This window comes from Streptomyces hesseae, assembly GCF_031845785.1.
Lineage (GTDB): Bacteria > Actinomycetota > Actinomycetes > Streptomycetales > Streptomycetaceae > Streptomyces > Streptomyces hesseae.
This window is the reverse complement of sequence record NZ_JAVRFI010000003.1, coordinates 439590-461969: the sequence shown is the minus strand read 5'-3', so window position 1 is coordinate 461969 and position 22380 is coordinate 439590. Positions and strand designations below refer to the sequence as shown.

At 70.2% G+C, this 22380-nt stretch carries 22 protein-coding genes; 13 read left to right on the top strand and 9 right to left on the bottom strand.

Going from position 1 to position 22380, the window contains the following annotated elements:
• Positions 1 to 48 precede the first annotated feature (48 nt).
• Entirely contained in the window at positions 49 to 486 is a 438-nt protein-coding gene (locus RM609_RS08085; RefSeq protein ID WP_311609101.1) for an ATP-binding protein, read from the top strand.
• Positions 487 to 489: 3 nt separating this feature from the next.
• Here the strand turns inward: RM609_RS08085 and argS are convergent, their stop codons facing one another.
• The gene (gene argS / locus RM609_RS08080; protein WP_311609100.1) at positions 490 to 2256 is read right to left on the bottom strand and encodes an arginine--tRNA ligase; all 1767 of its coding nucleotides are present in this window, start codon (positions 2254 to 2256) and stop codon (positions 490 to 492) included.
• A 159-nt stretch (positions 2257 to 2415) separates the two neighbouring features.
• Between argS and lysS the strand changes: the two genes are divergently transcribed.
• Positions 2416 to 4137 carry a lysine--tRNA ligase gene (lysS, locus tag RM609_RS08075; protein WP_311609099.1) on the top strand — a complete coding sequence of 574 codons (1722 nt, stop codon included), beginning with the start codon at positions 2416 to 2418 and terminating at the stop codon, positions 4135 to 4137.
• A gap of 73 nt (positions 4138 to 4210) precedes the next feature.
• Here the strand turns inward: lysS and RM609_RS08070 are convergent, their stop codons facing one another.
• The gene (locus RM609_RS08070; RefSeq protein WP_311609097.1) at positions 4211 to 4927 is read right to left on the bottom strand and encodes a DUF3558 domain-containing protein; all 717 of its coding nucleotides are present in this window, start codon (positions 4925 to 4927) and stop codon (positions 4211 to 4213) included.
• A 145-nt stretch (positions 4928 to 5072) separates the two neighbouring features.
• Positions 5073 to 5933 (bottom strand): hypothetical protein, encoded by an 861-nt coding sequence (locus RM609_RS08065; protein ID WP_311609096.1) that lies wholly within the window; start codon positions 5931 to 5933, stop codon positions 5073 to 5075.
• A gap of 173 nt (positions 5934 to 6106) precedes the next feature.
• Here RM609_RS08065 and RM609_RS08060 point away from each other — a divergent pair, with 173 nt between their 5' ends.
• The gene (locus RM609_RS08060) at positions 6107 to 7300 is read left to right on the top strand and encodes an RtcB family protein (RefSeq protein WP_311609094.1); all 1194 of its coding nucleotides are present in this window, start codon (positions 6107 to 6109) and stop codon (positions 7298 to 7300) included.
• Between the two features lie 11 nt (positions 7301 to 7311).
• Here the strand turns inward: RM609_RS08060 and RM609_RS08055 are convergent, their stop codons facing one another.
• The 4 genes from RM609_RS08055 to RM609_RS08040 all read right to left on the bottom strand — a co-directional run bounded on the left by RM609_RS08055 (position 7312) and on the right by RM609_RS08040 (position 9613).
• Complete coding sequence (locus tag RM609_RS08055) at positions 7312 to 7716, bottom strand: VOC family protein (protein WP_311609092.1); 405 nt, start codon at positions 7714 to 7716, stop codon at positions 7312 to 7314.
• Positions 7717 to 7833: 117 nt separating this feature from the next.
• A complete protein-coding gene (locus RM609_RS08050; RefSeq protein WP_311609090.1) occupies positions 7834 to 8586 on the bottom strand; it encodes an SDR family NAD(P)-dependent oxidoreductase in 753 nt (250 codons plus the stop codon).
• A gap of 59 nt (positions 8587 to 8645) precedes the next feature.
• Positions 8646 to 8981, bottom strand: coding sequence for a YnfA family protein (locus RM609_RS08045; protein ID WP_311609089.1), 336 nt, complete (start codon positions 8979 to 8981; stop codon positions 8646 to 8648).
• Between the two features lie 38 nt (positions 8982 to 9019).
• Positions 9020 to 9613: a hypothetical protein gene (locus tag RM609_RS08040; RefSeq protein WP_126914812.1), complete on the bottom strand. Its 594-nt coding sequence runs from the start codon at positions 9611 to 9613 to the stop codon at positions 9020 to 9022.
• Positions 9614 to 9754: 141 nt separating this feature from the next.
• On the opposite strand from RM609_RS08040, the gene hemL reads away from it, so the two are divergent.
• The 8 genes from hemL to RM609_RS08000 all read left to right on the top strand — a co-directional run bounded on the left by hemL (position 9755) and on the right by RM609_RS08000 (position 18276).
• Positions 9755 to 11080, top strand: a complete 1326-nt coding sequence (gene hemL / locus RM609_RS08035; protein WP_311609088.1) for a glutamate-1-semialdehyde 2,1-aminomutase — start codon at positions 9755 to 9757, stop codon at positions 11078 to 11080.
• Positions 11081 to 11112: 32 nt separating this feature from the next.
• Positions 11113 to 11760, top strand: a complete 648-nt coding sequence (locus RM609_RS08030; protein WP_311609165.1) for a histidine phosphatase family protein — start codon at positions 11113 to 11115, stop codon at positions 11758 to 11760.
• A gap of 200 nt (positions 11761 to 11960) precedes the next feature.
• Positions 11961 to 13364, top strand: a complete 1404-nt coding sequence (locus RM609_RS08025) for a polysaccharide deacetylase family protein (protein ID WP_311609087.1) — start codon at positions 11961 to 11963, stop codon at positions 13362 to 13364.
• A 23-nt stretch (positions 13365 to 13387) separates the two neighbouring features.
• Positions 13388 to 14014, top strand: coding sequence for a TlpA family protein disulfide reductase (locus RM609_RS08020; protein WP_311609085.1), 627 nt, complete (start codon positions 13388 to 13390; stop codon positions 14012 to 14014).
• A gap of 85 nt (positions 14015 to 14099) precedes the next feature.
• The gene (locus RM609_RS08015) at positions 14100 to 14804 is read left to right on the top strand and encodes a cytochrome c biogenesis CcdA family protein (RefSeq protein ID WP_311609164.1); all 705 of its coding nucleotides are present in this window, start codon (positions 14100 to 14102) and stop codon (positions 14802 to 14804) included.
• A gap of 3 nt (positions 14805 to 14807) precedes the next feature.
• Positions 14808 to 16592: a cytochrome c biogenesis protein ResB gene (resB, locus tag RM609_RS08010; RefSeq protein ID WP_311609084.1), complete on the top strand. Its 1785-nt coding sequence runs from the start codon at positions 14808 to 14810 to the stop codon at positions 16590 to 16592.
• Entirely contained in the window at positions 16589 to 17671 is a 1083-nt protein-coding gene (gene ccsB / locus RM609_RS08005; RefSeq protein WP_311609083.1) for a c-type cytochrome biogenesis protein CcsB, read from the top strand. The genes resB and ccsB overlap by 4 nt, the downstream gene beginning before the upstream one ends.
• Before the next feature lie 83 nt (positions 17672 to 17754).
• Complete coding sequence (locus RM609_RS08000) at positions 17755 to 18276, top strand: SRPBCC domain-containing protein (protein WP_311609082.1); 522 nt, start codon at positions 17755 to 17757, stop codon at positions 18274 to 18276.
• Here RM609_RS08000 and RM609_RS07995 read toward each other — a convergent pair.
• Positions 18273 to 18554, bottom strand: a complete 282-nt coding sequence (locus RM609_RS07995) for a PLD nuclease N-terminal domain-containing protein (RefSeq protein ID WP_311609080.1) — start codon at positions 18552 to 18554, stop codon at positions 18273 to 18275. The two genes, RM609_RS08000 and RM609_RS07995, sit on opposite strands and share 4 nt — an antisense overlap.
• A gap of 87 nt (positions 18555 to 18641) precedes the next feature.
• Between RM609_RS07995 and RM609_RS07990 the strand changes: the two genes are divergently transcribed.
• Positions 18642 to 20093 (top strand): menaquinone biosynthesis decarboxylase, encoded by a 1452-nt coding sequence (locus RM609_RS07990; RefSeq protein WP_311609079.1) that lies wholly within the window; start codon positions 18642 to 18644, stop codon positions 20091 to 20093.
• Positions 20090 to 20986: a menaquinone biosynthesis prenyltransferase MqnP gene (gene mqnP / locus RM609_RS07985; RefSeq protein WP_311609078.1), complete on the top strand. Its 897-nt coding sequence runs from the start codon at positions 20090 to 20092 to the stop codon at positions 20984 to 20986. Before RM609_RS07990 ends, mqnP begins: the two co-directional genes overlap by 4 nt.
• 85 nt (positions 20987 to 21071) lie before the next feature.
• Here the strand turns inward: mqnP and RM609_RS07980 are convergent, their stop codons facing one another.
• Positions 21072 to 22331 (bottom strand): hypothetical protein, encoded by a 1260-nt coding sequence (locus tag RM609_RS07980; RefSeq protein ID WP_311609077.1) that lies wholly within the window; start codon positions 22329 to 22331, stop codon positions 21072 to 21074.
• Positions 22332 to 22380 lie beyond the last annotated feature (49 nt).

Genomic DNA, 22380 nt, shown 5'->3' with positions numbered 1-22380 from the left:
GTCGCTTACCCCGGCGCTTATCGCGGCGGGCATCCCCCGGAGGCGTGCATGAGCCATGACCCCGAACTCACGGACGACTGGGAGTACACGCTTCAGGTCCCCTCGGACCCCATGGCGCCGTGCATCGCGCGCCGCACGCTGCGCACCATCTTTGAGGAACACGGATTCCTGGAACTCGCCGATACCGCCGAGCTCCTCACCTCGGAGCTGGTCACCAACGCCTACCGCTACTCCGACGGACCCGCGTCCGTACGCGTCAAACGGGAGGGCGACCGCGTCAGGGTCGCCGTCTGGGACACCAACCCCCGCCTCCCCGCCCTCGACGGCGTCACCCTGCCCGACGCCGAGAACAGCGCCGAGCAGGGCCGCGGACTGGGCCTGGTGCAGTGGTGCGCCGACAGCTGGGGCGGTTTCGCCCTGCGCGACCAGCCACAAGGGCTGGTCGGCAAGCTGATCTGGTTCGAGCTCGGGGCCGACGCGGGGTGAGCGCTAGAGGCGCTCGGGGGTACGGATGCCGAGCAGGGCCATGCCCTGGTGGAGCGTACGGGCGGTCAGGCCGCACAGGAAGAGACGGTTCTCCACCGCCTCCGCGCTCTCCGCCTTGAGCACCGGGCACTGGTCGTAGAAGGTCGTGTACAGCGAGGCCAGCTGGTACAGGTACCCGGCCAGCTTGTGCGGCGCGTACTCCCCGGCCGCCTCCGCCACCGTCGCCGCGAACTGGTCCAGGTGCAGACCCAGGGCGCGCTCCGCCGGAGCCAGCGCGAGCTCCGGGTGCGCGACCGGGCCCGCCTCGCCCGCCTTGCGCAGGATCGACTGGATACGGGCGTACGCGTACTGGAGGTACACGGAGGTGTCGCCGTTGAGGGACACCATCTGGTCCAGGTCGAACTTGTAGTCGCGGGCCGCCGAGGTCGACAGGTCCGCGTACTTCACGGCGCCGATGCCCACCTGGGCGGCACGCTCGGCGATCTCCTCCTCGGACAGGTCCCGGGCCTTCTCCCGGACCACGGCGCCCGCCCGCTCGATCGCCTCGTCCAGCAGGTCCACCAGACGGACCGTCTCGCCCTCACGGGTCTTGAACGGCTTGCCGTCCTTGCCCAGCACCGTGCCGAAGCCCAGCTGGACCGCCGCGGTCCCCTCCGTCAGCCAGCCGGCCCGGCGGGCGGTCTCGAAGACCATCTTGAAGTGCAGCGACTGCCGGGAGTCCACCACGTACAGCAGCGTGTCGGCCTTGAGGTTGAAGACGCGGTCACGGATCGCGGACAGGTCCGTCGCCGCGTAGCCGAAGCCACCGTCGGACTTCTGCACGATCAGCGGCACCGGATTGCCCTCCGGGCCCTTCACGTCGTCGAAGAACACGCACAGCGCGCCCTCGGAGCGGACGGCGACGCCCGACTCCTCCAGCATCCGGCACGTCTCGGCGAGCATGTCGTTGTAACCGGACTCGCCGACGATGTCCTCGTCGCGGATCTCCACGTCCAGCTTGTCGAAGACCGAGTAGAAGTAGATCTTCGACTCGTCGACGAACTTCTGCCACAGGGCGAGCGTCTCCTCGTCCCCGGCCTGGAGGTCCACCACCCGGCGACGGGCCCGCGCCTTGAACTCCTCGTCCGAGTCGAACAGCGCGCGCGAGGCCTTGTACAGCCGGTTGAGGTTGGACATGGCCTCCTCACCGGAGACCGCGTCCTCACCCTCGGCCTTGTGGTCCAGCTCGTGCGGGTGCTCGATCAGGAACTGGATGAGCATGCCGAACTGCGTGCCCCAGTCACCGATGTGGTGGCGGCTGACCACCTTCTCGCCGGTGAACTCCAGAAGCCGGACGACCGAATTGCCGATCACCGTGTTCCGCAGATGACCGACGTGCATCTCCTTGGCCACGTTCGGCTGCGCCCAGTCGACCACCGTGGTGCCCGGACGCTCCTTGAACGGCACGCCCAGCCGGTCGTCCGCCGCACGGGCCGCCAGCGTCCGCGTGATCGCCCCGTCGGCCACCGTGATGTTGAGGAAGCCCGGGCCCGAGACCTCGACGTCCTTGATCACATCACCGGCCGGCAGGCCCTCGACGACCTTCGCCGCCAGCTCGCGCGGATTTCCCTTGAGCTTCTTCGCCAGCGCCAGCATGCCGTTGGCCTGGAAGTCCGCCCGGTCGCTTCGTCGCAGCAGCGGATCGACGACACCGGCCTCCGGCACAGCGGCCGAGAGGGCGTCCGTGATGCGCTGGTCGAGCGTGGAAGCGAGCGAGGGAACCGAAGCCATGGGATGGGAGCCATTCCGGTAGGCGGCATTTTTCGACCCCCCGAGTATCCCACGCGCTATCACAGGCCCCCACGGAATTCGCCCGCCCCCGGGCAACCCGTCCGCCATCCCGGTCGTCTGGGACAATGGCCCTGCCAGGACCGTATGGAAGGAAGTGCCGTGGCTCAGGCTCAGAGCACCGAGGCCGACTGGGTCTCCCGTTTCGCCGACGAGGTCATCGCCGAAGGCGAGCGCCGCGCCCCCGGCAAACCCATTGTCGTAGCCTCCGGCCTGTCGCCCTCCGGCCCGATCCACCTCGGCAACCTCCGCGAGGTCATGACCCCGCACCTGGTCGCCGACGAGATCCGCCGCCGCGGCCACGAGTGCCACCACGTCCTCTCCTGGGACGACTACGACCGCTACCGCAAGGTCCCCGCCGGCGTCGACCCGTCCTGGGCCGAGCACATCGGCAAGCCGCTGACCGCCGTCCCGGCGCCCCCCGGCAGCCCCTACGGCAGCTGGGCCGAGCACTTCAAGGCCGCCATGATCGAGGCCCTGGACGAGCTGGGCATCGAGTACCGCGGAATCAGCCAGACCGAGCAGTACACCTCCGGCGCCTACCGCGAGCAGATCCTGCACGCGATGAAGCACCGCGGCGACATCGACGCGATCCTCGCCCAGTACCGCACCAAGGCCAAGCCCGGTGCGAAGAAGCAGCAGAAGCCCGTCGACGAGGCCGAGCTGGAGGCCGCCGAGGGCTCCGGCGCCGCGGCCGAGGACGACGGCAGCGCGGGCGACGCGGGCTACTTCCCGTACAAGCCGTACTGCACCGCCTGCAACAAGGACCTCACCACGGTCACGGCGTACGACGACGAGACCACCGAGCTCGCCTACACCTGCACCGCCTGCGGCCACGCCGAGACCGCCCTCCTCAAGGAGTTCGACCACGGCAAGCTGGTCTGGAAGGTCGACTGGCCCATGCGCTGGGCCTACGAGGGCGTGATCTTCGAGCCCTCCGGCGTCGACCACTCCTCGCCCGGCTCGTCCTTCCAGGTCGGCGGCCAGATCGTCGGCCCGATCTTCGGCGGCGAACAGCCCATCGGCCCCATGTACGCCTTCGTCGGCATCAGCGGCATGGCCAAGATGTCCTCCTCGAAGGGCGGCGTCCCCACCCCCGGCGACGCCCTCCAGATCATGGAGGCCCCGCTGCTGCGCTGGCTCTACGCCCGCCGCAGGCCCAACCAGTCCTTCAAGATCGCCTTCGACCAGGAGATCCAGCGGCTCTACGACGAGTGGGACAAGCTCTGCGGCAAGGTCGCCGACGGCACCGTCCTGCCCGCCGACGCCGCCGCCCACAGCCGCGCCGTCCGCACGGCCGCCGGTGACCTGCCCGCCACCCCGCGCCCGCTGCCCTACCGCACGCTGGCCTCGGTCGTCGACATCACCGCCGGCCACGACGAGCAGACCCTGCGCATCCTCAGCGACCTCGACCCCGAGAACCCGGTCACGTCGCTGGAGGAGACCCGCCCGCGCCTCGACAAGGCCGAGCACTGGATCAACACCCAGGTCCCCGCCGAGTCCCGCACCGTCGTGCGCACCGAGCCCGACCACGAGACCCTCGCCGGCCTCGACGAGCAGTCCCGCGCCTCGCTGCGGCTGCTCCTCGACGGCCTGGACGAGCACTGGTCCCTGGACGGCCTGACCACGCTGGTCTACGGCGTGCCCAAGGTCCTCGCGGGCCTTGAGCCCGACGCCAAGCCCACGCCGGAGCTCAAGGTCGCGCAGCGCGAGTTCTTCGCCCTGCTCTACCAGCTCCTCGTCGGCCGCGACACCGGCCCGCGCCTGCCCACGCTGCTGCTCGCGGTCGGGGCGGACCGGGTGCGCAAGCTGCTGGCGGCGTAGCCCGTACGTACGGAAGGGCCCCGGCCCGGTGACCTGATCGTCACCGGGCCGGGGCCCTTTTCCGTACCTGGACCTACTTGTTCGCCGTGGCGACCGCCGTCACGACTTCCTTCGTCGCCTCCTGGCCGTCCTTGCTCAGCGCGTCGGCGTCCGGCGTCTTCGCGCCCTGGAGCCCCGCGCCGCTGTACTTGACCGTGATCACGACATTCGCCGTGCGGGCCACGACGGTCTCGTTCTTGTGGTCGTTGTCGTCCTTCTTCGTGGTCGTGCTCACCACGCTGGCCTCGTCGCCGATGCCCGACGCCTTGTCCGTCTTGGCGTCCTTGGCGCCGTCCGCGGTGGTGGCCACCGAGACCTGCTTCGCCACGAAGTCCTGCGCCCGCTTCTCGCCCGTGCCCAGCGTCGGGTCGGAGGCGAACCGCTTGAGGGAGACGGTCAGCGTACGGAACTGGAGGTCCTTGACGTCCTCGTCGTTCAGGCCGCTCCAGAAGCAGCTCGCCGAGTCGTTGGTGTCGCTGGAGGGGAGGGCCTTGCCCTCCTTCTTCTCGGCCTTGGGCACCAGCTTGTCGATGGTCTTCTCGGAGAGCGTCTTGCACACCTCCGGCAGCTTGCCGAACGTCGCCGCCTTCACGGAGGGGGCGGCGCTCGGGGTGGCCGGGGCGGAGGGCTTGCCCGACTCCTTCTTCTGGGACCCCGAGTCGGAGTCCGAGCAGCCGGTGGCGACGAGCATCACCGGTACTGCGGCGCAGGCGAGGATTCGGGCGAGTCGCGGGGCTGTGGGTCGGTGCATGGGTCCTTCGCTCATTCGTGTCGGTGACGCGGGGCGGTGCGGGAGCGGGTGCGGGGGCTCGGGGGCTTGCCTACGGGCACGGTACGCGGCCCGCACGCGGCTGCCACGCCGAAACGCGCCCCCTTGGTTCCCCCAGGTGGTTCCCTCAGTTCCCGAAGTGGCCCGCGTCGAGTTCACGGGCGAGGCCGTGGGCCTTGCCCTGGAGGTCCAGGCTGCTGGGGATGTGGAGGGCGTCCGTCGTCCACTGGTCGTAGGCGATGGTGACCAGCACGTTCGAGGACCGGAAGACCACCTTCACATCGCGGTGCACCCCCGAGCCCGTCGTCGCCAGCTTGTCGTCGACGAAGGCGTCGTCCCCCAGGTCGTCGAGGACGCGCGGGGCCAGCTTGGGGTCGGCGGAGGGGGGCGCCGACGGGGTCATCGGCGCGACGGTTGCGTCCCCCAGCTGCGGCCCGGGCCCGGGGTCGGCGGTGTGGGCGCTCGCGGGCGGGCTGCCGCCGCCGGGGCTGCCGCCGGGGCTCGCGGACGTCGTGGGGGCGGGTGTGGCGTTGGGGATGTGCGCGGCGGTGGCCTCGCGCTGGTAGAGCTGCTTGGCCCGGTTCTCGTCGCTCATGCCCGGCTGGTACGAGACCACGCGCTCGAAGTCGACCGAGAGGTGGCGGGTGCCGTTGGGGGTCTCCAGCTTCCAGCGGCAGCCCACGCGGCGGTCGGTGTCATAGGTGATCGCCGCCTGGCCCTGGAGGAGCCGCTTGGCCTCCTCCTCGTCGCCGTCGCCCACGCCGGGCAGCATCCGCCGCAACGTGTCCCGGCTGACGTAGCCGCACGGCTCGGGGAGGCTGTGGTACTTCCCGGGCTCCGCCGCGGCCGTCGACGACCCGGCGGATCCCGGCTTGGGGTCCTCGCCCCCGCCACCGGACCCGGACCCTCCGCCGCACCCGGTGAGCACTGCCGAAAGCACCGCCGCCGAGGCCAGTGCGGCTACCGGTGCGTACGCCCTTCGCTGCACTGTCCGTGGCTCCTCTCACCTCAAACCCACCGGAAAACCGGTTGTCGCCGCTGGGTGGCGACTGGACACAATGTGTACCGCAAGCGCTGCCGCGCCCGCCGTCCCGCTGTCGTGGATGAGGTGAGAGGTCCGGCTTTTGCTTTATCCATGCTTTTCGGGGGAATGAGGTAGGTATGTCGTACACCGAGGTGCCCGGCGCCCGGGTACCGATCCGTATGTGGGCCGACCCGGCCACGGTCGAGCCCGTCGCCATGCAGCAGCTGCGGAACGTCTCCACGCTGCCGTGGATCGAGGGCCTCGCCGTGATGCCCGACGTCCACTTCGGCAAGGGCGCCACGGTCGGCTCGGTGATCGCCATGCGGGGCGCGGTGTGCCCGGCGGCGGTGGGCGTCGACATCGGCTGCGGCATGTCGGCGGTGAAGACGTCGCTGACCGCCAACGACCTCCCGGGCGATCTCTCCCGGCTGCGGTCGAAGATCGAGGAAGCCATCCCGGTGGGCTTCTCGATGCACGACGACCCGGTGGACCCGCGCCGGCTCCACGGACTGCCGACGGCGGGGTGGGACGACTTCTGGGGGCGGTTCGACGGGGTCGCGGAAGCGGTCAAATTCCGTCAGAGTCGGGCACTGAAGCAGATGGGTTCTCTCGGTGGAGGAAATCACTTCATCGAATTCTGTCTCGATGAGGCAGGTTCGGTCTGGCTGATGCTTCACTCCGGCTCCCGGAACATCGGCAAGGAGCTGGCGGAGTACCACATCGGCGAGGCGCGGAAGCTCTCCCACAACCAGAACCTGGTCGATCGCGACCTGGCCGTCTTCATAGCCGATACCCCGCAGATGGCCGCCTACCGGCACGATCTGTTCTGGGCGCAGGAGTACGCGCGGCACAACCGCGAGATCATGATGGCCCTCTTCCAGGACGTGGTCCGCAAGGAGTTCAAGAAGGCCAAGCCGATGTTCGAGCCGGTCATCTCCTGTCACCACAACTACGTGGCGGAAGAGACCTACGAGGGCGTCGATCTGCTGGTCACCCGCAAGGGAGCGATCCGCGCCGGCGGCGGCGAGTTCGGCATCATCCCGGGCTCCATGGGCACCGGCTCGTACATCGTGCGCGGCCTGGGCAACGAGGCCTCGTTCAACTCCGCCTCCCACGGCGCCGGCCGCCGGATGAGCCGTAACCAGGCGAAGAAGCGCTTCTCCGAGCAGGACCTGGCGGAGCAGACGCGGGGCGTGGAGTGCCGCAAGGACCGTGGCGTCGTCGACGAGATCCCGGCCGCCTACAAGCCCATCGAGCAGGTCATGGAGCAGCAGCGGGACCTCGTCGAGGTCGTGGCCAAGCTCAAGCAGATCGTCTGTGTGAAGGGCTGACGAGGAGCGCGTCAGACGCCCTGTCCCTGCCCCCGCCCCCGGTCCTGCGGGTACCACCGCAGTTCGATCGTGTTGCCGTCCGGGTCCAGGACATAGATCGACTCGGCTACGCCTCGGGCGCCGTAGCGGGGGCCGGGGCCGTCGGTGACGATGAAGGTGCCGGAGGCGATGACCTCGTGCCAGTCGACGGGGTCGACGACCAGGCAGAGGTGGTCGACGTTGGACTCACCGCGTTCGTGGGCGACCAGGTCGATGATCGTCGTGGGGGAGACGCGGACGGAGGGGAAGGGGGCTTCGCCCGCGCGCCATTCCTTGACGCGGACCGGCTCCAGGCCCAGGGGGCCGGTGTAGAAGGCCAGGGAGCGCTCGACGTCGGAGACGTTGAGGACGAGGTGGTCGAAGGCCGTGACGCGCATGGGGTCCCTCTGCTCCGTACGGGCCGCCCGGGGGCGGGCGGCTGTGCGTACGAAGCTAGTGCGTCGTGAGGGGTTCCGCATCGGTCGCGGGGACCGGGACCGTGGTCCCGGTCGGGGTCAGACCTCGCGGTGGACCTTGTAGTTGGACGCCTGGGCGCGGGGGCGGACGACGAGGAGGTCGATGTTGACGTGGGCGGGGCGGGAGACGGTCCAGCCGATGGTGTCGGCGACGTCGTCGGCGGTCAGGGGCTCGGCGACGCCCGTGTAGACGGCGTCGGCGCGGTCCTGGTCGCCGCGGAAGCGGGTGAGGGCGAACTCGTCGGTCCTGACCATGCCGGGGGCGATCTCGATGACGCGTACCGGCTGGCCGCACAGCTCCAGGCGGAGGGTCTCGGCGATGACGTGGGCGCCGTGCTTGGCGGCGACGTAGCCACCGCCGCCCTCGTAGGTGGCCAGGCCCGCCGTGGAGGAGAGGACGATGATCGTGCCCTCGGCCTCGACGAGGCGGGGGAGGAGGGCCTGGGTGGCGTTGAGGGTGCCCAGGACGTTGGTCTCGTACATCGTGCGCCAGTCGGCGGGGTCGGCGGTGGCGACGGTCTCGGTGCCGATGGCGCCGCCGGCGTTGTTGACCAGGACGTCGACCCGGTCCAGGGTGCGGGCGAAGGCGTCGACCGCGGCGCGGTCGGTGACGTCGAGGACGTGGACGAGCGCGTCGTGGCCCGCGGCGGTCAGCTCCTCGGCGAGGGCGGTCAGACGGTCCTCGCGGCGGGCGGTGAGCACGACGCGGAACCCGTCGGCGGCCAGCCGCCGCGCGGTGGCGGCGCCGATGCCGCTGCTCGCGCCGGTGATGACTGCGGTGCGGGTGCTCATGGTGGGCCTCCTGGGGCGGCTGGGGTCTATCCGCAGCATAGGGGCCCGGGCCCGGCCGGTCAGCGGCCGCGGGGCGCGTACATGATCACGGCGACTCCGGCGAGGCAGACCAGCGCGCCGATGACGTCGTAGCGGTCGGGGCGGTAACCGTCGGCGACCATGCCCCAGGCCAGCGAGCCGGCGACGAAGACGCCGCCGTACGCGGCGAGGATCCGGCCGAAGTGGGCGTCCGGCTGGAGCGTGGCGACGAAGCCGTACGCGCCCAGGGCGACGATCCCGGCGCCGATCCAGGCCCACCCCCTGTGCTCGCGGGCGCCTTGCCAGACCAGCCAGGCGCCGCCGATCTCCAGGAGGGCGGCGAGGACGAACAGGGCGATGGAGCGGAGATTGAGCATGGATGTCAGGGTATGCACGTCTGCGGAAGCTCTGGGTGCTAAGGCCAGACCAGGCAGTAGGGCTGGTGGCCGGCCTCGTGCAGCCGGTGGGAGAAGTCCTGCCATTCGTGGAGCAGTTGGTAGACCTCGAAGGCGTCGCGCGGGCCGCCCCGGTCGGGGACCGTGGACCAGATGAAGGCCGCCGCGCCCACCGATTCCTCGCCAATTCCGCGCAGCGGGTCGACGACGGTCATGGGGAGTTTGACGACCGCGTAGTCGGGGTGGAGAACCACCAGTTCGAGCGGGGGAACCTTGTGCAGGGGTATGCCCTCGATGCCGGTGAGGACCATGGCGGCCACGGTCTCCGGTTTGATCCTGGTGAACATCCCGCCCATGCCCAGCTCGTCGCCACCGAGCTCCTCGGGACGCATGGAGATGGGGACGCGGGCGGCGGTCGCACCGTTCGGTGCCCCGAAGTACTTGTAGGTCACCCCCACCCGGCCACTCCTGCTCGCACCGTTCTCTTCGTGTCGCTCTTCGCGCCGTTCGTCGCGTCGTTCTTCCCGGCGCCGGTGCCGCCCCTTGTTGGCGCGCTCGGCTCGCTCGGGGCCCAGGTCGTCCGTGCCTTCGCCCAGTCCGCCACCGCGATGCATATCTCCACCCGACCGCACATTGCCCGACCGCACATTGAGGCAGCACAGCCCCCGCCGCGCAACCCGATCATCGTCTCAGAGACCTCCCCCGTAGAAGGCGTGCGAAACGCCCGGGCACGACTCGCCGGGGGCTCTGAGACCATGGCTAGCATGAGCTACCCATACACGGCCCCAGTCTCGCAGACGCTTTTCGACCGTGCGTCGGTCGTGACGCCCGGTGGCGTGAACTCTCCGGTGCGCGCGTTCCGCGCCGTGGGCGGTACGCCCCGGTTCATGGTGTCCGGCACCGGTCCGTATCTGACCGACGCGGATGGCCGGGAATATGTGGACCTCGTGTGTTCGTGGGGGCCTATGATTCTCGGCCACTCCCACCCCGAGGTGATCGCCAAGGTCCAGGAGGCCGTGGCGCGGGGAACGTCCTTCGGCACGCCCGGTGAGGGCGAGGTCGCGCTGGCGGAGGAGATCGTCGCGCGGATCGCGCCGGTCGAGCAGGTGCGCCTGGTGTCCTCGGGCACCGAGGCCACGATGTCGGCCATCCGGCTGGCGCGCGGTTTCACGGGCCGCGCCAAGGTGATCAAGTTCGCCGGCTGCTACCACGGTCACGTGGACGCGCTGCTGGCGGCGGCGGGCTCGGGTGTGGCGACCTTCGGGCTGCCGGACACCCCGGGCGTGACCGGCGCGCAGGCCGGCGAGACGATCGTGCTGCCGTACAACGACCTGGAGGCCGTGCGCGAGGCCTTCCGGGCGCACCCGGGCGAGATCGCCTGTGTGATCACGGAGGCGTCGCCGGGCAACATGGGCGTCGTCCCGCCGCTGCCGGGCTTCAACGCGGGCCTGAAGGCGGCCTGTGCCGAGAACGGCGCGCTGTTCATCTCCGACGAGGTCATGACGGGCTTCCGGACGAGCCGGGCCGGCTGGTTCGGGGTCGACGGCGTCGAGCCGGACCTGATGACCTTCGGCAAGGTGATGGGCGGCGGCTTCCCGGCCGCGGCCTTCGGCGGTCGCGCCGATGTGATGGCGTACCTGGCGCCGGCGGGCCCGGTGTACCAGGCGGGCACCCTCTCCGGTAACCCGGTGGCCACGGCCGCGGGTCTGGCGCAGCTGCGGCTGCTGGACGACGCGGCGTACGAGCGGGTGGACGCGGTCGCGGCGGAGATCGGCTCTCTGGTGACGGAGGCGCTGACGAAGGCGGGGGTGGCGCACCGGCTCCAGACGGCGAGCAATATGTTCTCGGTGTTCTTCACCGAGAACGAGGTGACGAACTACGCCGAGGCGAAGGCTCAGGAGGCGTTCCGTTTCAACGCCTTCTTCCACTCGATGCTGGCGCAGGGCGTGTATCTGCCGCCGTCGGCGTTCGAGTCGTGGTTCGTCTCGACGACGCATGACGCGGCGGCGATCGAGCGGGTCGCGGCGGCGCTGCCGGCCGCTGCGCGCGCGGCGGCCGAGGCGACGGAGGAGGGCAAGTGAGCGGCACGGGTGACATCACGGTCGTCCATCTGATGCGCCACGGCGAGGTGCACAACCCGGAGGGCGTGCTCTACGGGCGCCGTGGGGGGTACCACCTGTCGGAGCTGGGGCACCGGATGGCGGACCGGGTGGCGGAGCACCTGGCGGACCGGGACGTGACGTATGTGGTCGCGTCTCCGCTGGAGCGGGCGCAGGAGACGGCGACGCCGATCGCCAAGGCGCACGGTCTGGACCTGGCGACGGACGAGCGGCTGATCGAGGCGGCGAACGTCTTCGAGGGCAAGACCTTCGGCGTGGGCGACGGCGCGCTGCGCAAGCCGGCGAACTGGAAGCACCTGACGAACCCCTTCCGTCCGTCGTGGGGCGAGCCGTACGTCGAGCAGGTGGTGCGGATGATGGGCGCGCTGGACGCGGCGAAGGACGCGGCGCGCGGTCATGAGGCCGTGCTGGTCAGCCATCAGCTGCCGATCTGGATCGTGCGGAGCTTCGTGGAGAAGCGCCGACTGTGGCACGACCCGCGGAAGCGGCAGTGCACGCTGGCGAGCCTGACGACGTTCACCTACCGGGGCGACAAGATCGTTTCGGTGGGGTACAGCGAGCCGGCGCGGGATCTGGTGCCCAAGCATCTGCTGGCGGGTGCGAAGCCGGTCAAGGGCGGGTCCAAGGCGTTCGGGGCCTGAGGGACCTGACCCGGAGTGTGATGGCGGCGCGGGTGCGCCGGTGGTGTGAGCCCCGGCGTATCCGCGCCGTCGTCTGTCCGAATGCACCCGTTAAGACGGGGAAAACAGCGCAAGCGCCGTAATCCACCGTGCCGTCACCCCTGATGTCCATTTATATGGACGTCGTATGGTATGGGGCCGCGAGCACGGACGGAGCCGACATGCGCGAGTTGAGCCGACGCAGCCTGCTCGGAATGGGCGTGGGCCTGGGCACGGCCACCGCCCTGGGCGCGATGGCCGGCTGTTCGGACGGGCCGTCCGGCACCTCCGGCACGGGCGTCCGCCCCAAGGCGCGGGCGAGCGCGGAGGCGAAGGCCCGGATGAAGCTGATCGGCGACGGTTCCACGGCCGACACCGGGCCGCAGCCCAACCAGCCGCCGAAGCCGGTGCCGCTGGAGCCGGGGGAGCGGCCGCCCCAGTTCGTGATCTTCTCGTGGGACGGGGCGGGGGAGGTCGGCAACGGTCTCTTCCCCCGCTTCCGCAAGCTCGCCCGGGACCACGGTGCCCGTATGACGTTCTTCCTCTCCGGCATCTATCTCCTGCCGGAGTCCAAGCAGCGGATGTACGAGCCGCCGAACAACTCTCCCGGCGCCTCCGACATCGGCTATCTCTCCGACGAGCACATCCGGGCGACGCTGAAGAACCTGCGCGCGGCGTGGCTGGAGGGCCATGAGGTCGGCACGCACTTCAACGGGCACTTCTGCTCGGGGCACGGCTCGGTGGCGCACTGGACGCCCGAGGACTGGGAGTCGGAGATCGACCAGGCCGTCTCCTTCGTCACCCGCTGGCGCACCCACACCGGCTTCACCGACCTGGAACCGCTGCCCTTCGACTACCGCAAGGAGCTCATCGGCGGCCGCACCCCCTGTCTGCTGAACCAGGAAGGCCTGCTGCCGACCGCCCGGCGGCTGGGCTGGCGCTACGACGCGAGCTCCTCGGGCGGGGAGCAGGTGTGGCCCCGCAAGAAGCAGGGCCTGTGGGACCTTCCGCTCCAGCAGATGCCCTTTCCCGGGCACTCCTTCGAGGTCCTGTCCATGGACTACAACATCCTCGCCAACCAGTCGAAGAACACGACGCGGGGCGTGCCCGCCCACTACGCGGGCTGGCGCCGGCAGGCCGTCGAGTCGTACATCGCCGGCTTCGACCGGGCGTACGAGACGAATCGGGCGCCCTTCTTCGTGGGCAACCACTTCGAGGAATGGAACGGGGGGATCTATATGGACGCCGTGGAGGAGGCGTTCAAGTACATGGCGGACGACAAGCGCAAGGACGTCCGGATCGTGTCCTTCCGGCAGTTCGTGGACTGGCTCGACGTGCAGAGCCCGGCGGTCCTCGCGCAGCTGCGCCAGCTCGACGTGGGCGAGAAGTGGCACCCCCGGGCGGGCGGCGGCGGGAGCGGCAACCGGCCGTGGAACCGGGGCGACACCCCCGCGCCGCGCGGCGAGGCGCCCGTCGGGCCGAAGGCCGGAGAGGTGCCCGTGGGGCCCAAGGGCGGTGACGTGCCCACGGCTCCCGCGGCCAACAAAGGGCGCGACGACTCCGAGGGGGGTGCGGAAGATCCCTAAACTGCCCATGCGAAACTTTTCACATGAGTGCCCGCCGCGCCTTTCGACGCCCACTTTCCCGCCGTCGTTCCACCGTGCCGGCCGCTGTCGTCGCCATCACGGCGGCGCTGACGCTCAGCGCCTGTGGCTCGGGGGGCAGCTCGGGCGGCGGGGGTCAGACCCAGTTCGTCCAGGGCCAGGGCGGCGTGGACGTCGTCAAGGACCGCGCCGGCCGGCAGTCGGCGCCGGAGCTGTCCGGCAAGACCGTCGACGGCAAGGAACTCGACGTCGCCAAGGCGTACAAGGGAAAGATCGTCGTCCTTAACGTCTGGGGATCGTGGTGCTCGCCCTGCCGGGCCGAGGCCAAGAACCTGGTGACCGTCGCCAACGCCTACAAGGACAAGGGCGTGGAGTTCGTCGGCCTCGACACCCGCGACCCCGACCCGGCCCCGGCGATCGCCTTCGAGAAGGAGTTCGAGGTTCCCTACCCGAGCCTCTACGACTCCGCCGGAAAGCTCCTGCTCCGCTTCCCCAAGGGCAGCCTCAACCCGCAGGCCATCCCCTCCACGGTCTTCATCGACCGGGACGGGAAGATCGCGGCCCGCGCGCTCAAGGCGCTGAGCGAGGAAGACCTGCGCCGGACGCTCGACCCGCTGGTCGCGGAGAAGTGACCCCGTGACCCCCGCGACCCCTGTGCTCACCACGCTCGCCGCCGCCGGCGACGTGAACCAGACGGTGCTCTCCGGAGCGCTGCTGATGGCCCTGCCGGTGGCGCTGCTCGGCGGTCTCGTCTCCTTCTTCTCGCCGTGCGTGCTGCCGCTCGTGCCCGGCTACCTCTCCTATGTCACGGGGGTCGGCGGCGCGGACCTCGCCGAGGCCCGGCGGGGCCGGATGGTCGCCGGGTCCTCGCTGTTCGTGCTGGGCTTCTCGGCCGTCTTCGTCTCCGGCGGCGCGCTGTTCGGCTACGCGGGCACGACGCTCCAGAGCTACAAGGAGCCGATCAACCTCGTCCTCGGCGGGCTGACGATCGTGCTCGGCCTGGGCTTCATGGGGGTGTTCAACCTCTTCGGGCAGCGCGAGTTCCGCTTCCACACCCGGCCCGCGATGGGCCTGGCCGGCGCGCCCCTGCTCGGGATGCTCTTCGGTCTGGGCTGGGCCCCCTGCATCGGCCCGACGCTCGCCGCCGTGCTCTCGCTGTCCTCCAACCAGGCCAGCGCCGGCCGTGGCGCGCTGCTCACCGTCGCCTACTGCGCCGGCCTGGGCCTGCCCTTCGTCCTCGCCGCGATCGCCTTCCGGCGCGCGCTCGGCGCCTTCGGCTGGGTCAAGAAGCACTACGCGTGGGTCATGCGCCTCGGCGGCGGCATGCTCGTCGTGGTCGGCCTGCTCCTGGTCACAGGATTGTGGGACAGCATGGTCCAGGACCTTCAGACGTGGTCGTCGCGCTACACCCCCGGGATCTGATCAATGGCCAAGACCAACGACTCCACCGATACCTCCTCCGATACCGATACCTCTCTGCTGGACGAGGCGGCGGTATCGGCCCTGTCCACGGCCCCCGCCGAGGACGGCGCCGGTGACGACGGCAAGGCCGTCCCCGGCTCGTTCGGCGGCGTACGCAAGCCCGGCTTCCTGGGCGCGCTCGCCTGGGGCGCCCGTGAGACCACCGGCTGGGTGCGCTGGGTCTGGCGGCAGCTGACCTCGATGCGGGTCGCGCTGATCCTGCTCTTCCTGCTGTCCCTGGCCACGATCCCCGGCTCGCTCGTCCCGCAGACCAGCGTCGACGCGCTCAAGGCCCAGCAGTGGAAGGACGACCACCAGACCCTGGCGTCGCTCTACGACAAGCTCGGGCTCTTCCACGTCTACAGCTCGGTGTGGTTCTCCGCGATCTACATCCTGCTGTTCATCTCGCTGATCGGCTGCATCGTCCCGCGCACCTGGCAGTTCGTCGGCCAGCTGCGCGGCCGCCCGCCGGCCGCCCCCCGCAACCTCACCCGGATGCCCGCCCACGCCACCTGGCACACGGACGCGCGGCCCGAGCAGGTGGTCGAGGCGGCCGAGAAGCTCCTCAAGCGGCGCCGCTTCCGCGTCGAGCGGAGCGCGGGCTCCGTCGGCGCCGAGAAGGGCTATCTGCGCGAGGCCGGCAACCTCCTCTTCCACATCTCCCTGATCGTGATGCTGGTGGCCTTCGCCTCCGGTCAGCTGTGGAAGTCCGAGGGCGGCAAGCTCGTCGTCGAGGGCGACGGCTTCTCGAACACCCTCACCCAGTACGACGACTTCAAGTCCGGCACCCTCTTCCGCCCGGACGACCTCGACAAGTTCAGCTTCTACCTGGACAGCTTCTCCGGGAGCTACGAGCGCACCGGCCCCCAGAAGGGCACCCCGCGCGACTACGCCGCCCACATCACCTACTACGAGGGCGCCGACGGCCCGGCCCGCAAGGCCACCATCAAGGTGAACGAGCCGCTGGAGACGGGCGGCTCGAAGGTCTACCTCATCGGCCACGGCTACGCTCCGATGGTGACCGTCAAGGACGGCCGGGGGAACATCGCCTTCCGGGGCCCCATGCCCTCGCTGCCGCTGGACAGCAATGTCACCGAGACCAGCGTCGCCAAGGTCGGCGACTACCGGGACAAGGACGGCAACAAGACCCAGATCGGCTTCAAGGGCAACTTCGTGCCGACGCTGGACCTGAAGACCGGGATGATGGCCTCCCAGTTCCCCGCGCTGGACAACCCCGCCCTGGTGCTCACCGCCTACTCCGGCAGCCTGGGCACCGACTCTGGCATGCCGCAGAACGTCTACCAGCTCGACGTGACCAAGATGAAGCAGTTCAAGGAGAAGGACGGCTCGCCCTTCGCCAAGCTGCTCAAGGTCGGCGACACGATGACGCTCCCCGACGGCGGCTCGCTGCACTTCGACACCATCAAGGAGTGGGCGACCTTCCAGGTCTCCCAGAAGCCCGGCACCGAGCTCGCCCTGACCGGTGCCGTCGCCGCGCTGCTGGGCCTGGCCGGCTCGCTGTTCATCCAGCGCCGCCGGGTCTGGGTGCGGGCCACGGCCGGCGCCGACGGCCGTACGGTCGTGGAGCTGGCCGGACTCGGCCGCAGCGAGTCCGCCCGGCTGCCCGAGGAGCTCGCCTCCCTCGCCGCCGCCCTCCAGCCCGCCGCCCCGCCCGCCGCGGCCGAAGCCGCCGAAGCGGACGAAGCCGCCCACGACCCCGCCGAATCGTCCGAAGGAGCGCGCGCGTGAATCTCGCCGCCGCAACCAACGAGAACCTGGCCAACATCAGCAATGTGCTGGTGTATTCGGCCATGGCCGTCTACACCCTGGCCTTCCTCGCGCACATCACCGAGTGGGTCTTCGGCAGCCGCAGCGCCGTCGGCCGCACCGCCGCCGCGATCACCACGCAGGCGGCCGGCGCCCCGGTGACCGTCGCCGTCAAGAAGGCGCAGGGCGGCGGCACGGCCGTCCTGGAGCGCCCCGAGGTCGTCACGCGCGCCGCCCCCGGCAGCCGTGACGTGCCCGACGGCCCCGGCGCGGCCGGCGGCAGCGAGAAGGGCGACCTGTACGGCCGGATCGCCGTCTCGCTGACCGTCCTCGCGTGGGTCCTCCACGTGGGCTGCGTGCTCACCCGCGCGCTGTCCGTGCAGCGGGCGCCGTGGGGCAACATGTACGAGTTCTCCACGACCTTCGCGATGGTGGCCGTCGGCGTCTATCTGGGCCTGCTCGTCGCGAAGAAGAACATCGGCTGGCTGGGCCTGCCGCTGGTCACCACGGTCCTGCTCGACCTGGGCCTCGCCGTCTCGGTGCTCTACACCGCCAGCGACCAGCTGGTGCCCGCGCTGCACTCGTACTGGCTGTGGATCCACGTCTCCTGCGCGATCTTCTGCGGCGCCGCGATGTACGTCGCCGCGGTCTCCACGCTCTTCTACCTCTTCCGCGACAGCTACGAGGCCAAGCTCGCGGCGGGTCAGGAAGCGGGCGGCGCCTGGGGCAACGTCCTCTCCCGCCTGCCCTCGGCCGCCACGCTCGACAAGTTCGCCTACCGCATCAACGCGACGATCTTCCCGCTGTGGACGTTCACGATCATCGCGGGCGCGATCTGGGCCGAGGCCGCCTGGGGCCGCTACTGGGGCTGGGACCCCAAGGAGGTCTGGTCCTTCATCACCTGGGTCGCCTACGCCTGCTACCTCCACGCCCGCGCCACCGCCGGCTGGAAGGGCCGCAAGGCCGCCTACCTGGCCCTGCTGGCCTTCGCCTGCTACCTCTTCAACTACTACGGCGTGAACATCCTGCTGAGCGGCAAGCACTCGTACGCGGGCGTCTGACCGCCGCTCCCGCCCGTCACCACGGCCCGCCCCCCGCCGCTTCCAGCGCGCGGGAGGCGGGCCGTCGTGCTAGAGCTGGAGACATGGAGATCCCCTCCCCCTACGGCGCGTCCGAGAGCACGGGCGACAGCCACACCCTGCGCTACGAGCTCTCCATCCCCTACCCCGTCGACGAGGTCTGGGCCGCCGTCGCCACACCCGAGGGCCTGCCCACCTGGCTGGCGGCCGCCGAGCCCTTCGAGCCGCGCGAGGGCGGCGCGATCACGCTGCGCTGGCTGAACACCGACCCCGAGGGCCGGGCCACGGTCGCGCCCGGGCGGGTGACGGCCTGGGAGCCCAAGAGGCTCGCCGAGTACACCGTGGACGTCCACGGGCGCATCCGCTTCGAGCTGGAGCCCGGCCCGCTGGGCGTCGGCGGGACGCTGCTGCACTTCACCAATGAGATGACCGGGCCGGAGGACCGCCGGCTGGACTGCCTGGCCGGATGGCACCACCACTTCGAGTACCTGCTCCAGGCGCTCGGCGGCACCCCCGCGGACTGGTCGGGGTGGACCCTGGACCGCTGGCGCGAGCTGCGCGACCGCTACCGGGAAGGCCCGGGTTAGCCCTTGGGCCCGTCCTCGTCGGGCCGCAGCGAGCGCAGGAACTCCGGATTGTCGTCCGGGGCCACCCAGCGCTGCCGCTCCGGGCGGGTACGCGCCTTGGGGCGTCCCGCGACCAGCCAGGCCACCGGGCCCACCAGGACCTCGCCGAAGAGCAGGATGACGAACACCCACGCCAGCTTCGGCAGGCCCCGCACCTCGTTCTCGGGAGTGTTGAGGCAGTCGATGAAGGCGTAGATCCACAACGCCAGGACCAGCAGGATCGGCAGATACCTGAGCATGGCGGCGGCCCCCGGAGTGTGGTGCTTCGGGCCGCTTCGCGGCCCCCGTGACGGCTCCAGGGTAGTGCGTGCTCGATACTGGAACGTATGGCTTACGACGATCTTCGCTCGTTCCTCCGGGCTCTGGAGCGCGATGGCGATCTCAAGCGCATCAAGGCCGAAGTCGACCCGTACCTGGAGATCGGGGAGATCGTCGACAGAGTGAACAAAGCGGGTGGGCCCGCGTTGCTCTTCGAGAACGTCAAGGGCGCGGCCATGCCGCTCGCCATGAACGTCTTCGGCACCGACCGCCGGCTCCTCAAGGCGCTCGGCCTGAAGTCCTACGACGAGATCAGCGAGAAGATCGGCGGGCTGCTCAAGCCGGAGCTCCCGCAGGGCTTCGTCGGCATGCGCGAGGCCTTCGGCAAGCTCGGCGCGATGGCGCACGTGCCGCCGCGGAAGGTCAAGGAGGCGCCCGTCCAGGAGGTCGTCCTCACCGGCGACGACGTGGACCTCGACCAGCTCCCGGCGCTCTTCACCTGGCCCGAGGACGGCGGCTCCTTCTTCAACCTGGGTCTCACCCACACCAAGCACCCCGAGACCGGCGTCCGCAACCTCGGCCTCTACCGCCTCCAGCGCCACGACAAGCGCACCATCGGCATGCACTGGCAGATCCACAAGGACAGCCGCAACCACTACCAGGTGGCCGCCAAGCGCGGCGAGCGGCTGCCGGTCGCCATCGCCTTCGGATGCCCGCCGGCCGTGACGTACGCGTCCACCGCGCCGCTGCCCGGCGACATCGACGAGTACCTCTTCGCGGGGTTCATCCAGGGCAAGCGGATCGAGATGGTCGACTGCAAGACCGTCCCGCTCCAGGTCCCCGCGCACGCGGAAGTCGTCATCGAGGGCTGGCTGGAACCGGGGAAGATGCTGCCGGAAGGCCCGTTCGGCGACCACACGGGCTTCTACACGCCGCAGGAGGACTTCCCGGCGCTCACCATCGACTGCGTCACGATGCGGCGGCGCCCGCTGCTCCAGTCGATCGTCGTCGGCCGCCCGCCGACCGAGGACGGCCCGCTGGGCCGCGCCACGGAGCGGTTCTTCCTGCCGCTGCTGAAGGTGATCGTCCCGGACATCGTGGACTACCACCTGCCGGAGGCCGGCGGCTTCCACAACTGCGCGATCGTCTCGATCGACAAGAAGTACCCCAAGCACGCCCAGAAGGTGATGCACGCCGTCTGGGGCGCGCACATGATGTCGCTGACCAAGCTGATCATCGTGGTGGACTCCGACTGCGACGTCCACGACCTCCACGAGGTGGCCTGGCGCGCGCTGGGCAACACGGACTACGCCCGTGACCTGACCGTCGTCGAGGGCCCCGTGGACCATCTCGACCACGCCTCCTACCAGCAGTTCTGGGGCGGCAAGGCGGGCATCGACGCGACCGCGAAGTGGCCCGAGGAGGGCTACACACGCGACGGGGGCTGGCCGAACATGGTCGAGTCGGACCCCGAGACGGCGGCGACAGTCGACCGCCGGTGGAAGGAGTACGGGCTGTGACCACGGCCGCAGTCGCCCAGCCGGGCCGGACGAGGGCCTTCCTGCGCCTCGTCATGATCGAGCACTCGGTCTTCGCGCTGCCCTTCGCCTATATCGCCGCCCTGACGGCGATGTTCCAGCTCGACCGGAACATCCACTGGGTGCGGCTGCTGCTGATCACCGTCGCCATGGTGGGGCTGCGCACGTTCGCGATGGCCTGCAACCGCATCATCGACCGTGAGATCGACGCCCGTAATCCGCGCACGGCCGGCCGGGAGCTGGTCACGGGCGCGGTGTCGGTGCGCTCGGCGTGGACCGGGGCGGGGGTGGCCGTGGTCTTCTTCCTCGGCGCCGCCGCGCTGCTGAATCCTCTGTGCCTGGCGCTCGCGCCGATCGCCGTGATCCCGATGGTGGTCTATCCGTACGGCAAGCGCTTCACCGACTTCCCGCACGCGATCCTGGGGCTCGCCCAGGCCATGGGCCCGGTGGGCGCGTGGCTGGCGGTCACGGGGGAGTGGTCCTGGGACGCGGTGATCCTGGGGCTGGCGGTCGGCGTGTGGATCGGCGGCTTCGACCTGATCTTCGCCTGCCAGGACGTGGCCGCCGACCGCGCCCACGGCGTGAAGTCCACCCCGGCCCGCTTCGGCATCCCGGCCGCCCTGTACGGCGCCCGGGTCAGCCATGCCGTCACCACGGCGCTGCTGGTCTGGTACGCGCTGGCGTCGCACGCGGGCGTGTTCTTCTGGGCGGGCCTGGTCGTGGTCGCCGGTGCGTTCCTGTACGAGCACACGATCGTCAAGCCGCACGACCTGTCCCGGCTGAACCGGGCGTTCTTCACCGTGAACGGCTTCATCGGCATCGCGCTCTTCGTGTGCGCCCTGCTGGACCTGCTGGTGCGCGGCCTGACGGTCTGACCGCGTTCCTGCTGACCCCGAAAGGGCGGCCCACCGAATCGGTGGGCCGCCCTTTCGCGTGTGTACGGGCCGTGTGTACGGGCCGTCAGACGGACTTGCTGAACGGGTCCTGCGCGCCGCCGCCGAGGGGGCCGCCGCCGAAGGGGCTGTTGGCGTCGCTGCCGAACGGGCTCTTCGCGCCGCCGTCCTTGCCGCCGCCGCCCATGAAGGCGAACATGGCCGCGCCCATCAGGTCCTGCGGCTTGAGCTCCTTGGCGCCGGCGGGGGCCTCGATCTTCTCCGAGCCGCCCTTGAAGCCGATGGTCACCGGAAGCTCGCCCTTGGCGTCCTTGTCGAGCTTGGCGGCGTCGAAGGACAGGGCGGAGAGCATCCCGTCCTTGACGGCCACGTCGACGGTGACGTCCTTGTCCGGGGCGTCCTCCCACTTGGAGAACTTGTCGAAGCGCTTGCTGCCGAGCTTGTCCTTCAGCGGCTTGAGGCCCTCGACGATCTGCTTGCCGACGGTCTTCGCGTTGGCGGTGACCTTGACGTGGTCGGCGCCGCCCTTGGAGCCCGCGTCCGCGAACTTGGCGTTGTCCATCAGGGCCTTGCGTATGGACTCCAGGGCCTGCTTCTGGGTCGCCGGGTCGAGCGAGTCGTTCAGCGAGCCCTTCCCCGAGGTGCCCTTGTCCTTGCCGAAGGACTTGCCGAACTCCTCGAAGGACTTGGGGTCCAGGGACACCCAGTCGCCCTTCACAGCGCCCTTGACGGCGTCCAGGGACGGCGGGAGCTGATCGGCCTTCTTCAGGAACTCGTCCAGGGTCTGCTTGCTCTTGGACCCCTTGCGCTTCTCGCTCTTCTCGCCGAACTCGGCGAGGGCCTTGAGGTCGCCGCGCAGATAGAGCTTCTGCGACACGCCACGGAACTCGATGAGCGGCTTGTCGCCGTCCTTCTTGGCCAGCTTGAACGTCACGGCACCGGTCTTGTCGCCGGTCTTGACGTCCTTGAGCGGCTTGTCGTTGCTGATCGCGAAGGAGAACTTCAGGCCCGCCAGCGTCTCGGCGTCGGAGCGCTGGAAGTCGTCCTCGCCCTTCAGCGCCTCGTAGAGCTTGTCGGCGCCGGCGTCGAAGCCGAAGTCGGCGGAGACGGCCTTCTGGCCGCTCAGCTTGTCGAAGGCCCGCTCGACCTTCGCCTCGGGGCTCAGCTTCTCGGTGGGGTCGCAGGCGACGGAGGCGGCGGCGACGAGAGCGACGCAGCCGGCGGCGGCCAGACCCTTGCGCGTGGTGTGAATGACGTTCCCCTTGGACCGTTTGGACGTTCCATTTATACGAAGGTCACTTAAGTCCAGGACGAATAGGCATGTCAAAGGACTATTCCGCCAAGACGCCGTCAAGACGCGCGGCCGGCCACCCCCG

What these genes read in the sequence shown, in the direction of transcription:
- RM609_RS08085 (WP_311609101.1), top strand. Translation starts at nt 49, where the DNA reads ATGAGCCATGACCCCGAACTCACGGACGACTGGGAGTACACGCTTCAG.
- argS (WP_311609100.1), bottom strand. Translation starts at nt 2,256, where the DNA reads ATGGCTTCGGTTCCCTCGCTCGCTTCCACGCTCGACCAGCGCATCACG.
- RM609_RS08070 (WP_311609097.1), bottom strand. Translation starts at nt 4,927, where the DNA reads ATGCACCGACCCACAGCCCCGCGACTCGCCCGAATCCTCGCCTGCGCC.
- RM609_RS08060 (WP_311609094.1), top strand. Translation starts at nt 6,107, where the DNA reads ATGTCGTACACCGAGGTGCCCGGCGCCCGGGTACCGATCCGTATGTGG.
- RM609_RS08055 (WP_311609092.1), bottom strand. Translation starts at nt 7,716, where the DNA reads ATGCGCGTCACGGCCTTCGACCACCTCGTCCTCAACGTCTCCGACGTC.
- RM609_RS08050 (WP_311609090.1), bottom strand. Translation starts at nt 8,586, where the DNA reads ATGAGCACCCGCACCGCAGTCATCACCGGCGCGAGCAGCGGCATCGGC.
- RM609_RS08045 (WP_311609089.1), bottom strand. Translation starts at nt 8,981, where the DNA reads ATGCTCAATCTCCGCTCCATCGCCCTGTTCGTCCTCGCCGCCCTCCTG.
- RM609_RS08040 (WP_126914812.1), bottom strand. Translation starts at nt 9,613, where the DNA reads ATGCATCGCGGTGGCGGACTGGGCGAAGGCACGGACGACCTGGGCCCC.
- hemL (WP_311609088.1), top strand. Translation starts at nt 9,755, where the DNA reads ATGGCTAGCATGAGCTACCCATACACGGCCCCAGTCTCGCAGACGCTT.
- RM609_RS08030 (WP_311609165.1), top strand. Translation starts at nt 11,113, where the DNA reads ATGCGCCACGGCGAGGTGCACAACCCGGAGGGCGTGCTCTACGGGCGC.
- RM609_RS08025 (WP_311609087.1), top strand. Translation starts at nt 11,961, where the DNA reads ATGCGCGAGTTGAGCCGACGCAGCCTGCTCGGAATGGGCGTGGGCCTG.
- RM609_RS08020 (WP_311609085.1), top strand. Translation starts at nt 13,388, where the DNA reads ATGAGTGCCCGCCGCGCCTTTCGACGCCCACTTTCCCGCCGTCGTTCC.
- RM609_RS08015 (WP_311609164.1), top strand. Translation starts at nt 14,100, where the DNA reads ATGGCCCTGCCGGTGGCGCTGCTCGGCGGTCTCGTCTCCTTCTTCTCG.
- resB (WP_311609084.1), top strand. Translation starts at nt 14,808, where the DNA reads ATGGCCAAGACCAACGACTCCACCGATACCTCCTCCGATACCGATACC.
- RM609_RS08000 (WP_311609082.1), top strand. Translation starts at nt 17,755, where the DNA reads ATGGAGATCCCCTCCCCCTACGGCGCGTCCGAGAGCACGGGCGACAGC.
- RM609_RS07995 (WP_311609080.1), bottom strand. Translation starts at nt 18,554, where the DNA reads ATGCTCAGGTATCTGCCGATCCTGCTGGTCCTGGCGTTGTGGATCTAC.
- RM609_RS07990 (WP_311609079.1), top strand. Translation starts at nt 18,642, where the DNA reads ATGGCTTACGACGATCTTCGCTCGTTCCTCCGGGCTCTGGAGCGCGAT.